The following is a 13,674-nucleotide window of genomic DNA, read 5'->3' as shown; positions in this document are numbered from 1 at the left end:
CGATACGTATGAACCCAACGATCAAATGCTTGCTCCTGGCAACAGGAATAACGGCGATGGCTACCAATAGTGGCTTTGCGCAATCGAAAAAAGAAACAGGAGGCTTGAAATCCTGGCCCGAGGGCGCCTCTCCTGCAGCAGTAGGGAAAAAAGTAGCCGCCCGCTTTGTGGCCGTGCCGCATCCCAATTTTGGCCGCCCTACACCGCCTAAGGTGATCACCTATCCGGAAGTATGTGCCTGGTATGGTGCACTGACTTTCGCCCGGGCCAGCAACGACAAAGGCTTAACCGGACAACTGGCCAATCGTTTTGAACCATTCTTTACCACCGAAAAAAGCATGATCCCCATTCCCGATCACGTAGACTACGCGGTATTCGGATCGGTACCCCTCGAGCTGTATATGCAGACCAAAGACGCGCGTTACCTCGAAATGGGAAAAGGTATTGCGGATAAGCAATGGGGGCCTCCTGAAGGGCCTCGGGTGAAGCCGGAGAGCCATGACTATTACAAGCAGGGGCTTACCTGGATGACGCGGATGTGGATCGACGATATGTTCATGATCACAGCTGTACAGGCACAGGCATACCGAGCCACCGGCGATAAAGTATATATTGAACGGGCGGCCAAAGAAATGGTCGTATACCTCGACTCGCTCCAGAAGCCCAACGGGCTTTTCTACCATGCGCCGGATGTGCCTTTTTTCTGGGGGCGGGGCAATGGCTGGATGGCGGTAGGGATGGCAGAATTGCTGCGCTCCCTGCCAAAGGACAATATCCACCGCGCGAGGATCATGCAGGGGTATCAACTGATGATGACTTCTCTGCTGAAATACCAGGCCGATAATGGTATGTGGCGTCAATTGATCGATGATCCTGCTTCCTGGGAAGAAACGTCGGGAACAGGTATGTTTACCTATGCCCTCATTACCGGCGTAAAGGAAGGATGGCTGGATAAAAAAGCCTACGAGCCCGCCGCCCGCAAAGCCTGGCTGCAATTGATCACGTACATCGACGATAACGGCGATATCCGCGAGGTGTGCGAAGGAACCAACAAGAAAAATGATCACCAGTACTACCTCGACCGTAAACGCCTGGTAGGTGATATGCACGGGCAGGCACCAATTCTGTGGTGCGCCACTGCCTTACTGCGCTAAAAAAGAAACGGCTGGCTGACTTTCGCAGATAGCAAAATGACTGCGACAGTGAGGCCTTCGTGAACATTTTTAAAACCTTTAACAAAGGGCGGCTCAACAGGGCCGCCCTTTGTTATTGAGTGGTTATTTTAACATCTTCTTTCTAACTATTGCCCCTCATTTGCAGTCTATAAGGTATAAAAAGTTTGTTATGAAAAAGCTGCTATTTGTATTGTTGTCGGTTGGATTGGCGGTAGGCGCATCTGCCCAGAAAAGAGTAGTAGTTAGAGGAGGAGGACCGGTAGTCAGACCACGCATGTCTGTTGGTATGGGCTTCGGATACGGACCTTTCTATCCTTACTACGGATATGGCTTCAACCCCTGGTGGGGACCCTCCCCTTACGCTTACGGGTACAATTCCCGGCCGTCGCGCCTGGACCTCGAAGTTCAGGACATCAAACAGGATTACACCGACAGGATCCAATCTGTCAGGTTACAGGATGACATGACCGGTCGCGAAAAGCGGCAAACCATCCGTCAGCTGCGCGTAGAGCGTGACAACGCCGTGCTGCAAGCCCAGAAGGATTACTACCGCAAACGTTCCGAGTCGAGAAGAAAGCCAGCTCCCGCTCCTGACCAGGGTCAACCGAACGACAACAACGAAAAACAAGAAAACAGGACCGAAGGTTAATGCCTCTCTACTGAAAGACCAGGTGGATCCCCGTGATCCACCTTTTTTTTGCCTGTAAGGGGGATGCAACGGTTGCCCCACACCGGTTGTCAACGATGAAAACATTACCTATGCGTGCTTTTGCCATAGCTTTATTACTGTTGACTGCTGCAGGATGTAAAAAAGACCAGCAACCCGAACTGATCATCGACCCGGTGATTGAAAAAATCGCCTTAAAGGGAACTTTCCAGCGCAATACAACTGTGGAAGGGCCGAAAGTGCCGGTGGAATTGGAAGTGGGTGCAAATGGTGGCTATAGAAACAAGGGGGCGGCTTATGCCAACCGTTACCCGGTGATTGGCTACGGCCGTTTTGAGTCAGGGGTAGATTTTATCAATTTTATTGACTCTTCCCATTATACCGCCGACTTTGACTGGAGCCTGATCCTGCAAGGTAAATACCAGGCGTCTCGTGAAGGTGATTCGATCGTATTGACTAAGGTATATGGTACGCAGCAGAAGGATATTTACAAATTGAAAATGGTAGCTGCCAACTAAACGGTGGCCTCTTCTTCTACCTTGATGAGCGGCACCACCACCGCAAAGGTTTTCTCATCTTCCTGTACGATGATGTCATCTTGCTTCAGCAGCTTGTATTTGTTGACGATATTGTTAAGCCCGACCTTATTGGAAGAAATACGTTTTTTTCGTTGAAGGTTATTGGATACGATCAATCGGGGACCGGCCACTGTAGTGATCACGATCTGCAGTGGCCGGTCTTTTAACATCATATTGTGCTTGACGGCATTCTCCACCAGCATTTGTAAAGTAAGCGAGGGTATCCTGTACCAGACCAGCTCATCGGCAATATTCATCTCCAGGAAAAGACTGTCGCCATACCGTGTTTTGAGCAGGTGATAATAAGAATTAATGAACTGCATTTCCACCCACAGTGGCGCCAGGTCGTCTTCATTGTTGCGCAACAGGTAGCGGTATACCTTACACATCTCATCCAGGAATTTCTCCGCTTTGGTCGGGTCTTCGCTGATCAGCGAAGACAAAGAATTGAGGCTGTTGAAGAGGAAATGAGGATTTACCTGCGCTTTCAGACTTTCCAACTGCGTTTGCAGGTTTACTTTTTTGAGGTGTTCCGCTTCATCGGTCACCTTTTTCCATTTTTCATAAAAAGCCACCGCTTCGTGAAAACTGGCAGCGAGTATGGCAAAACCGGCACTGATGATACAGGCCATCAGCATCCTCCAGGGATCCAGTTGGTAGTGGAAGAAGTTGAGCCGGTCGTACAATACAAAGACCAATGCTACGGTGATGATGGTCACCAGCACGTGCAGCACCATGGAGGTAACAACCCGTCGCAAAGTCTGGTTATTCCCGGGATACCGCGCATTCATCAGCAGGGAGATCAGCAATTGCAGGTACCAGGAGATCATACCAAAGCCTGCCGTCAGCAGCGACGACCACCAAAAGACAGCCGATCCGGAAAAGTACGATTTCCCGAAAATGCAGTAATTGACCAGTAAGATGACCGGAGGCAGGAGCAGTCCGATGATCACCCAGTTCTTTTTAGTGTAATAGGCACGCTTCATAGTAGAGCAACGCAGGCTAAAATAAAGGCTGCCCCGGGCTCAACCTAATTTCAGTGCATGAATTGCGGGTTTTTGCGTTTGAATTGTCATCCGCCATGCAACTGCCGATACTGCCCGGTTGTCATTGTTACACGCCACCCGCTGCAGCCTGTCCGGGCTGTACAATCATTGACAAAATTTCTACCATGAGAAGCTTTTTGTTGCCAGCCATGCTGGTGTTGGCCTTGCCGTGCATGGCCCAGTCGTCCTTGTTCGATTCGATGGTGGCCTATCCCGTCAAAGAACGGGTGAGCAGTTTTCAGGTAAAAGACCTGACCGGGGACGGTATTAAAGATATTCTGGTGATGTATCCCGCACTCAAGGAGCATTTTGGAATACTGACGGGGAGAAGCGGGGGAACTTATGGCCAGGAGCAGATCCATGCCAAGCCCGTCAATTACGGGCGAAGCAGCATTGCAGACTTCAACAAGGACGGCTGGCCCGACCTGGTACTGTCCAGCTATTGGGACAATGGCATCCGGGTGTACTATGGCAACGCTACCGGTCAATACATCAACAGCACCTATTTTGCTACCGGCGTACATGGCCGGGAGGTGACCTGCGTCGATATCAATAAAGATGGATTCGATGACATCATTGCCACCACCAGCGGCTCGGGCAATACGATCTCCCTCCATGTATTTATCAATAAACGTGATGGTTCCTTCCATCCCAAACAAACCTATCCTTCTATGCTCGATACCTGCCGGGAGATATTTATTACCGATAAGAACAAAGACGGACTGCCGGATATTGTAGTCAGTAGTTCCTTTCCCTGGGTGCTCTTCTATTATCAGCAGCCCAACGGCAGCTTCGTGCCTCGCTACCGGCCCACCTACACCGCTGCCCGGGTAGCGATCGCCGATGTCAACAATGACCTTAAGGATGACCTCTTACTGTTGTACGCCTCGTTCGACAATATGCCTGGTTCCGACAGCCTGGTCATCTTATTGAATACGGTAGATACAGCCTATGCACCTGGCTATAAAGTGCCTCAATTTGCCAGTCATAAACTGCGGCCCACCGACCTGCGCGTGGCTGATGTGAACCGCGATGGCTACCAGGACCTGGTGATGAACCAACTCGATCTCGACGGCGCTTACACCGATACGGTGTTTTACCTGACAGGTCAACCAGGTGGCACTTTCAGCCCGCCTGTTGCGGTTCCCCTGCCTGCTAATGTGCAAACGATACAGCTCGCCGATATTGACCTGGATGGCTTTCCAGACCTCCTGGCCGTTTGTGAAGACAATAAGCTATACACAATTTTCAACCACAAAGCATCAGAGCGATTGCCGGTACAACAGCTAAGGGTATTTCCGAACCCCGCCACCGGTCATGTGTCGCTCGGCGGGTTGCCCGTAGGGCCACACCATATTGGGTTGTATACTGCCGGTGGCACGAGGATACAGGCGTGGAGCAATAACGCGACGCAATGGAGTACGTCTGTTGCACAGCTGCCGTCAGGTATCTATCATTTTCGCGTACAGGGTAGGGCAGGCAGCAGTACGGGAACGTTCAGGAAGCTGTAGGAGGTGTCAGAGGGGGAGGTACGATTTCTCGAAACGATGACGAAAAAGGGGAGCTTTTTGCATAAATATTTCCGAAAATAGTTGCGTACCTTTAGAGCCGCCTGTTTAATAATGTAAGTGTTATATGGAACCTGTTAACCTCAAAAGACTCGCCAAAGAGCTGAACCTCGCTATCTCCACCGTGTCACGGGCTTTGCGCGACAGCTACGATATCAGCCCCGAAACCAAGAAGCGCGTTTTCGAACTGGCCCAGCAGCTCAATTACGAACCCAATCCATACGCAAGCAGTTTACGCAAACAAAAAAGCAGGACCATTGCCGTGGTGATACCGGAAGTGGCGAATAACTTTTTTTCCCTGGCCATCAATGGCATTGAATCCATTGCGCAGGAGAAAGGTTACCACGTACTCATCTACCTGACGCACGAGGACTACCAAAAGGAAGTATCCATTACCCGTCACTTGCAGAGTGGGCGGGTAGACGGAATTCTGATGTCAGTGTCTGCCAGCACAGAGGATACCAGCCATATCGTGGAATTGCACAATAAAGGCATCCCCATTATCTTCTTCGACCGGGTGTGCGATGCCATAGAAACCTCGCGGGTGACCACGGATGATTATGATAGCGGATTTAAAGCCACCGAACACCTGATCCAGAATGGTTGCCGGCAAATCGCCTACCTGTCGTTTTCACAACACCTGTCAATCACCAACAAACGCATGAGGGGCTACCTGGAAGCTTTGGAGCATTATGACATCAAACCCGATAGGCGGCTGATGGTACAATGCAGTATTGACAATGGACAAAGTTATCCGACGCTGCGCAAAATGCTGTCGGGCAAAAAGCGTCCCGATGGGATTTTTGCATCTGTAGAGAAACTGGCCATTGCCAGCTATCATGTATGCGAGGAGCTGAAAATATCCATCCCCAGGGATATCAAAGTCATTAGTTTTTCCAACCTGGAAACCGCCTCACTGCTCAATCCTTCGCTCACCACCATCACACAACCTGCTTTTGATATTGGCAAAAAAGCAGCTTCCGTGTTATTTCGCAGCCTTGAAAAAAACAAACAGGTACAGCTCACGGAAACGGTGGTGCTGAATTCTGCCTTGATTGCAAGGGCTTCTACCAGGTCTGATAAATAGCCTGCCTGTAAAGCTGAAATCGATTATGTTTTTTTTCTTGCCTGCAGCTGTGCCTGGTATAGCGAGGCTGGCTGTAATCCGGCTTGATTTTGCCCTTCCCATTCACCATCGGGTCTGCCTTTCAGGCGCCCCTCCGCTTTGCCTCCTTTCATGCCGATATTATAGTTCTTGCCCGATACCCAGGGACTTTGTATCGCCGCCTTTTTAGCTGTACAATTCCACAACACCTGCGTTACGCCAGCCCAGCCATGGCCGCTGCCCCAATTGCCGCGATCCTGTACGTTGATCTCTCCATCGGTAATGATGTTGTCGTATAAAGTGCCTACCGCCCAACGATGGTGCGGGCCAATATCTGCATGTGTTTGTTTGGCCGTACAGTTATAAAACACATTCGGGCCAAGGGTGCGGGCACCGGTTACAAAATCATGACGGCCTTCGGTTGTGTGGCAATTTATGAAGAGATTACACTGTCCATTGTTGTTGAAAGAGTATCGACGGCCTCCGGTGATCTGCGATTTCGCATCGAGGCATTTACTGTCTTGAACGGTCATGTACCGGGCGCCGCCACCGAGGTTAACACAGGAGTATCCAAAGTAGCGGGAGGTTACATTCCGTACCCAGCCCTGCTCCGCCTTGTTGATGGCAATAGCATCCCAGCCGTGGTTTTCAGCGGTATCGCTGGTATAAGCCGATTCCAGGAACATGTTTTCTATACCTACTTCACTGATGCGGCCTTCAAAGGAGTACGGATAGATCTCTCCACCGCCGTACTGCGTATCAAGGGCCTGTACAATGGGGTTGTCGATGTGAACCTTGTTCCCCTCGATACGGGTAATGGTGCGTTCAAAATCCAGATCATATTCTTTGGGCCGCCATTGTTTGGTGCCGCCACGGTCTTCGATCTGATCCATCTTGTTATCCCTGATCCACTGTTCCGTACCCGGGCTGAAAACAATGATCGCATCACCTGCCTTCAGTCCCGTAGCGTCTGCCACGGTAAAGGAGAAACTGCCTACCGGTACATAAGGGTCGGTTATTTTGACGCGTTTGCCGATGGGTTTGATGCCACCAATGCCGCTGACGGAAATAAGGGGCTTTTGTTGATCGGCAGTTAATAGGAGCCTTGTGCCCTGCTCGCTATCGCCTTCTCCACGCAACACGATGCCACTCGCATTGATCTGCAAGGTGGTGGGAATACGATAGGTTCCTTTCTTCAGCAGGATGGCTCCGCGAAAACCGTTTTTGTCGGGTTGTTGTTGAGACAATGCATCAATGGCGGCTTGTATCCGCGCGGCGACCTGTTCTGATGGCTGTATAGTGGTAACTATGGGCAAGTTGGGGATTGCCCGATCTCCCTGGTGATAGCCCACCCGGCTAAAGTCGGGAAGTATGTTCCCTTTTTCATCAGGTGTATAGGTAAGTTGACCTTTCTTATCTGTACGCACAAATTTCGAGGTCCAGTTTACGGAACGGACAGTGGTAAAAGCCGTGATGGCCAGGGTGCCTGCGGCAAACAAAGCAATAGATCGGGTAGGTGGGATAAAAGCCATACGCTGGTATTAGAGAATGAAAATAAGCACAAAACAAAGATGGCAGGGTTCGTTGCCAGAATTGTTGAATGCTTTGCTAATCGCGGCAAGCGTAAAGGGTGGAATAATGCCGGCAGCTAAAGTGTCACTTGGTAGTACAGGATTTAAAGGCAAATTACTGCTATGCAGTTGGTATAATGAAAAGGCCGGGCAGTCCACTGTCCCGGCCTTTTTTATGGAGGTGCTAATTGTTATTGTCTCACCAGTTTCTCGGTAACGATACGGCTGGGACCCGGAATGGGGTAGCCATATTTCAACCAGAATGTTTTGGTGGCAGGATCGTACCGGTTATTGTAGACCGGATCTCCGGCAATATTCGCCACGGAGGCCGTCGTGCCGGAGGTGCCGGAACCTGGCGTGATGGTTACTGTATTGTCGGCATTGATCCGGATATTGATATTGGTACCGGTGAGGTCTCCCAGTGTTTTAGTAACACCACGCGCACTGATGGTGCTGAGGAAATCTTCCTGGTCAATGTCCCGTGGTGCGGTAGGGTGTTGAAAATACCCCGTCGTATGATAATCGCCTTCATAGGCATTGGTGACCAGCAAGCCGGCTACACCGCCTTTAAGGTTGCCACTGATCAGGATACCCGGGTTGTCGACAGCCGTGATCTCAAAACCCAATGCCCAGTCCTCACCCTGGAACGACAGGGGCACGAATTTCAATTGCAGGTAGCCGATATCCGACCCGCGGGGAATGGTCACCTTTCCGCCGGCATTGGCGATGGTGAACAGGTTGGCCGGAGGTACCTTGAAGGCCGTACCATTGGCGGCATTGTATTGATCGACCAACGCATTATTCTGCGTCACGGTCACGTTGATGTCTTGCGCTGCCGGGCCCGAAGCCAATGCTATCGGGATCAGGTTGACGGTAGTGTCCTTGTTGGAGTCGCCGAACACAAAAGGTAGAAAATTGATCGTCGAGGTGGCTGTTAATCTCACCTCCACCACATTGGTCGCCCCTCCTGCCAAAGACTGGATCTCGCGGTTGTCGAATGCATCATCCTTTAGACAGCCGGCCATGCTGGTGCCCAACAACGAGCCGAGGGTAAGCATGGATAATAATCTTATGGATAGTTTCATAACTAGATTTTTTGGGTAATCAAATGATTAAGGCTGCCAGAATAATTTAGACGTAAACTGGTTCTGGGTACCCTGCGCATTCACATTAGCACTGTTGGTCGTGTATTCGCTTTGCGGATACAATAACCGGACAGGAATGGTATTGGATAACCTGCCAGGGTTGACGGAAATATACCCGTTGTTGGGTAACATATTCAGTCTCCGCTGGTCACTCCAGGCTTCCAGTGGGTTGATGCCGGCGAGCGCTATATATTTCTGGTAGGTGATGAACTTGGCACGTGTAGCGGCTGTGCCACCAGCATTCGACCAGTTGGCGATGGGGGTACTGGCCATATAGGTGTTGGCGGCAGTAATCGCATTGGGTACACCCAGCCAGGAGAATGATTCGCGCACCGCATCTTCATAGGCCGTCTTGGCATCGCCTGCCATCCAGCCGCGGGCAATGGCTTCTGCTTCCAGGAACATACTTTCTACCGAAGTCATGATCCACTGGTCCTGTTCGGCACTACGTGCCAGGCCCGGCCCAAAGGAAGAACTGTTGGCGCCGACCGGGTTGCCCGCAGCCAGACCGTAGGTGGTGCCAGTAATGGCGCCGCCGTTGGCAGGTGCCTTGAAGAAACGGTTGAGGCGTGGATCAGACGTATTGCTCAGCAGGTCCACAAAATATTTGTTGGCCCTGGTGGCGGTGCTGGCTTCTGCACCAGTTGGTGTGAGACCATAATTGGCGTAAAATGGAGACTGTTTGTTGACGGCATTCTGATAGCCAGGATTCACCGAGATGGATTCTCCTTCATGCAGTACGCCGCCATTGGCGACGATCTTGGCGATCTCTGCAGCCGGATTGAATCCGGAGACCTGCGATTGCCTGATCAGCATACGCAACTTGAGGGTGTTGGCAAATTTGATCCACAGTTCAGTATCGCCACCAGTCACGATGTCTGCCGTTTCAAAAGACGACCGAACGGGACCGTTGAGGTAGATGATGGCAGAGTCGAGACTGGTTTGCAGGCTCGCATAGACAGTCTTGGCGTCATCAAAAGCCGGCTGGGTATACTGGTTGTTTTTGAAGGCCTGTGAATAGGGAATATTGCCGAAGATATCGACCAGGTCCTGGAACAATTTGGCAGATAATACCATCGAGGCACCAGCCAATACGGAATCACCCTTGGCTTGTGCTTTCACTTTTACCAGGTTGAGGTCAAACAATACATTGTATTGGTTTTGCCATAACGCGTCTCCAAAGGTGAAGTCGATGTTATAAGTAGTTTCATCCTGTTGTATCGCAAAGTCGCCCGACTGTGCCCAGTAGCCCATCCAATTATTGATGAACTGGAAATTACCACTGGAAGAACGGGCGCCGGTGGCCTGTGCAGCCTGCGGAAATAACAGTTCGGGCGTGATGTTATCATCCGTAACCCGGTTTGGATCCTGGTTCACATCCAGCCATCCCTTCTTGCAACCCGCCAGTCCTGCCGCACCAACCAGCAGAACAACGAATAGTTTATGATATATGGTTTTCATGTAATTCAGTTTAAGTATGAGTTAGAAAGTAACCTGCAGTGAACCACCAAACAGCCTGGAGGCCGGTGATTGATAGGAACTCGCCAAACCGAAGGTGTTGCCTGTCGAGGAATAGTTGAATTCCGGATCACCCCACTGGTTCGACTTGGGTACGAATAACAGCAGGTTACGACCAATGGCGCTCACCGTGATGCGTTTGATCACTTGCTGGTTGCCAAACCATTTCATGGGCAGGTTGTACGAAATATTCAACTCACGCAGGCGCCAGGCGGCTGCAGATGCGAAGTAGTTGGTGGCGATCGCCGTATTGACCGCTGCACCGGTCCAGAAGGCATAGTTGCCGTCCTGTACCTGAACATTGGTATTGGGTACGTATTTGGAACCATCCCATACACTGGAGTTGGGGAATATGAAGCGTTGACGACCGTATTCACCACTGCGGCGGGAAATACCGGAGAAGTCCATATCGCTGCCCAGACCAGAGTAGAAGTTGTGACCACCTTTGTAGTCCCAGGTCATGCTGACGGAGAAACCGCCCAGCGTAAAGGAAGGAGTGATACCTATCACCCACAAGGGCAATGAACGGCCTCTTACAACCAGCTCAGCTGCTTGTGAAGGATAGCCTGTTGTGCCATCCACGATCACGCGGCCCAGTGAGTCGCGTTGATAGTCGGTCAGCTGGAAAGAGAAGGCAGGTTTGCCAACCACGGCGATATTGTTTGCAGTGGGAGAGCTGACTGAGTTCTGAATAAAGCCCGAGTTACCACCGATCACAACTGGAATGTTGTTGAGGGTGCTGGTAACTTCGTTGTTGTTGTAAGTGGCGTTGAACTTGATGTCGATGCGTCCTTTGCCGATATTCACCAGCGGGTTCAGGCCCAGGTCCATTTCCACACCATAGTTCTTGAAGCTGGCGGCATTGGCCAGTCCGATGGTATAACCGGTAGTGGAAGATTGTGATACTTGCAGGATCTGGTTGTCCGATTTCTGGTTGAAGTAAGTTGCTTCCAGGTTGATCCGGTTACGCAGAAAACCTATTTCACCACCAATTTCAAAGGTCTTCACAAACTCCGGCTTGAGGTCGGGGTTAGGAATGGTTTGGTTGGCAGTAAAGCCTGCTACGTTGCCGTAGGGGAAACCACCCGGCTGTGAATAGGTAGCCTGCAGCGAATAAACGCCTACGTTCACGTTACCGGATTTGGAATACGCGGCCCGCACTTTGGCAAAAGAGATCAGCTCGCTGTTCTTGATGCCAGGGATGGCATCAGATAGTACCACGGCGCCGTTCACGCCAGGATAGAAGAAAGAACGGTTGGATGCCAGCAAACGGCTGTCCCAGTCATTCCGCCCGGTTACTTCGAGGAAGGCCCAGTCGCGGAAGCTTAGCCCCACACTACCATACGCGGAGAGCAACCTGCTCTCCGTAGTCGCATTGCTGGGATAGAGCGGTACATTGGCGTCACCACTGCGTACCGCTACATTATACAGGTAGGGCACTACCAGGTTGTTGCCGCCTACCGAAACATCCTTGGTCCGGTTTTGACGAGTCATTCCCCCAGCGAGGTATTTGATGTTGAAATCTTTGTTGATGTCGTAGTCGCCGTTCACGAAATAGTCCAGGTTCAATACGGAAGTGAAGGCCTGGTCGTCAAATACACTGCCGGGACGGTTGGTGTATTGCGTAGCGTTGCGGTGATCATGCGCCCAGTCGGTCACCTCGATAGGAGCGGTCGTGTTTTTGAAATTGGTAAAGGCCAGATTGGTGCTGGCGCGTACCGTACCTTTCAGCCAGGGCCAGAACTGGTAGCTGACATCGATATTGCCAATCAGGTCATCCTCGCGGCCCTTCTGGCGCAGGTTGCCAATGATCCAATAAGGATTCACGGCGAATTCATTATAGTAATTGGAGAACTGGGCGTATTTGTTATTGCGCCAATCCTTATAAGAGGTCAATGGCACATTGCTGGGCGTTTGCAATACGAGGAAGAAAACGCTGCCGTTATACGCTGGCAACAATCCAGCCATACCGTTTTCATTGACTACATCATAATTCTGCAACACATAGTTCAGGCCATAGTTGACAGAAAGATTGCCGTATTTTTTACCGCCATTGAAACGAATACTGGTACGCCGGTTCTGATCTTCCGGCATCAGGCCTTTGATCTTCGCATCCTGGATACTTACGTAGAAATCTTCTCCCGATAAGGAGATGGAGTTTTGATAGGTAAGACCGGTATTCCAGAATTTGGTCTTGTCTTTTTTATGCAGGTTGGAATAGGGGCCTCTTTGTATATCGCCATCTTCCAGTTCAATACCGATGTCCTGCATGGTGCCGTCGAAGCGCGGACCGTACATTTGGTTTTCGTACGGCACATAACCGTAGTTACCATATTGGTCTACGATCTCACCGGCACCGGCACCAAACTGGTCCTGCAGTTTTGGGAAATAGGCCACTTTGGTAGCCTGTACGGTACTATTGACCGTTACACTCATTTTCTTGGTCGCGCCTTTTTTTGTGGTCACGAGGATCACACCGTTGACCGCATCCGGGCCATAGATGGCAGCCGATGCGGCGCTCTTCAGTACCGTGAGGTCCTGGATATCGTCTGGAGGAATAGACGACAGTAAGCCCAGTGGAGTAGGGGCCCCATCTACAACCAGCATGGGTTGGTTGTTACCCGTAAGCGACCGGATGCCACGGATGTTAATCTTGGCGTTTTCGAAAACGCCACTATTAGTGGTCGCGATCGATACACCAGATACTTTACCGTTTAATGCTTGTTGTACATTGACGGCTTTACCTTGAACAATTGTTTTGTTGTTGAGTGAGGTGGCTGCGTAACCCAGTTCCTTGGCTTGCCGCTTGATACCCAACCCCGTGGTTACAATTACGGCGGTTAACTCTTCGTTGGATTTGACTAGCGTGATTGTCAGACTTTCTCCCTGACCAGCAGTGTTGAAAGTCCTTGATGTATAACCAGATGCGCTGATTTCCAATACGGCGCCCTGTGGTGCATTGATCCTGAAGAAGCCATTTTCGTCAGCAGCAGCGCCGGTGGTGGTGCCGCTGAGCTTGATGGATGCAAACGGTATCGGATCCCCTTTTTCATCGGTTATCCTACCCGTAAGCGCTCTTGTCTGACACAGCACCATGATACTCCATAGTAATACTACAGGTAGTAATAGAACTTTTCTCATGTTTAATGATTTGATGGTAGAAATAGTTTCGAGAGAATTGATTTCTAACGGTAAAGGACCGCTGTTTGAAAGAAAGCAAAGCCCCCATTTGCCTATTGGACAGGAAGCATCGTGTAGATGCTGCGTATCATGATAAGAAGGTAGGTTATTATTTTAACGC

10 protein-coding genes are annotated in these 13,674 nt (G+C 50.6%); 5 read left to right on the top strand and 5 right to left on the bottom strand.

The features are described 5' to 3' along the window. The first annotated feature begins 8 nt into the window (after positions 1-8). The 3 genes from P2W70_RS20220 (at position 9) to P2W70_RS20210 (ending at position 2,360) form a co-directional block, all read left to right on the top strand. Positions 9-1,154: a glycoside hydrolase family 88/105 protein gene (locus P2W70_RS20220; protein WP_276483332.1), complete on the top strand. Its 1,146-nt coding sequence runs from the start codon at positions 9-11 to the stop codon at positions 1,152-1,154. Between the two features lie 190 nt (positions 1,155-1,344). Next, positions 1,345-1,824, top strand: a complete 480-nt coding sequence (locus P2W70_RS20215; protein ID WP_276483331.1) for a hypothetical protein — start codon at positions 1,345-1,347, stop codon at positions 1,822-1,824. A 110-nt stretch (positions 1,825-1,934) separates the two neighbouring features. Beyond that, entirely contained in the window at positions 1,935-2,360 is a 426-nt protein-coding gene (locus P2W70_RS20210; protein WP_276483330.1) for a hypothetical protein, read from the top strand. On the opposite strand, the gene P2W70_RS20205 is transcribed toward P2W70_RS20210, so the two are convergent. Beyond that, positions 2,357-3,406, bottom strand: a complete 1,050-nt coding sequence (locus P2W70_RS20205) for a sensor histidine kinase (RefSeq protein ID WP_276483329.1) — start codon at positions 3,404-3,406, stop codon at positions 2,357-2,359. The two genes, P2W70_RS20210 and P2W70_RS20205, sit on opposite strands and share 4 nt — an antisense overlap. A 185-nt stretch (positions 3,407-3,591) precedes the next feature. On the opposite strand from P2W70_RS20205, the gene P2W70_RS20200 reads away from it, so the two are divergent. Next, on the top strand, positions 3,592-4,977 hold the full coding sequence (locus P2W70_RS20200; protein WP_276483328.1) for a T9SS type A sorting domain-containing protein: 1,386 nt from the start codon (positions 3,592-3,594) through the stop codon (positions 4,975-4,977). A gap of 124 nt (positions 4,978-5,101) precedes the next feature. Further along, complete coding sequence (locus P2W70_RS20195; RefSeq protein ID WP_276483327.1) at positions 5,102-6,121, top strand: LacI family DNA-binding transcriptional regulator; 1,020 nt, start codon at positions 5,102-5,104, stop codon at positions 6,119-6,121. Positions 6,122-6,144: 23 nt separating this feature from the next. Here the strand turns inward: P2W70_RS20195 and P2W70_RS20190 are convergent, their stop codons facing one another. From P2W70_RS20190 to P2W70_RS20175, 4 genes are all read right to left on the bottom strand, one after another. Beyond that, positions 6,145-7,671, bottom strand: a complete 1,527-nt coding sequence (locus tag P2W70_RS20190) for a hypothetical protein (protein WP_276483326.1) — start codon at positions 7,669-7,671, stop codon at positions 6,145-6,147. Positions 7,672-7,901: 230 nt separating this feature from the next. Then, entirely contained in the window at positions 7,902-8,795 is an 894-nt protein-coding gene (locus tag P2W70_RS20185) for a BT_3987 domain-containing protein (RefSeq protein WP_276483325.1), read from the bottom strand. A gap of 27 nt (positions 8,796-8,822) precedes the next feature. Next, a complete protein-coding gene (locus P2W70_RS20180; protein WP_276483324.1) occupies positions 8,823-10,316 on the bottom strand; it encodes a SusD/RagB family nutrient-binding outer membrane lipoprotein in 1,494 nt (497 codons plus the stop codon). A 21-nt stretch (positions 10,317-10,337) separates the two neighbouring features. Then, positions 10,338-13,514 (bottom strand): SusC/RagA family TonB-linked outer membrane protein, encoded by a 3,177-nt coding sequence (locus P2W70_RS20175; RefSeq protein WP_276483323.1) that lies wholly within the window; start codon positions 13,512-13,514, stop codon positions 10,338-10,340. Between the last annotated feature and the right edge of the window lie 160 nt (positions 13,515-13,674).

It is taken from the genome of Paraflavitalea pollutisoli (assembly GCF_029360705.1).
GTDB lineage: Bacteria > Bacteroidota > Bacteroidia > Chitinophagales > Chitinophagaceae > Paraflavitalea > Paraflavitalea pollutisoli.
This window is presented reverse-complemented; position numbering and strand designations above follow the sequence as displayed.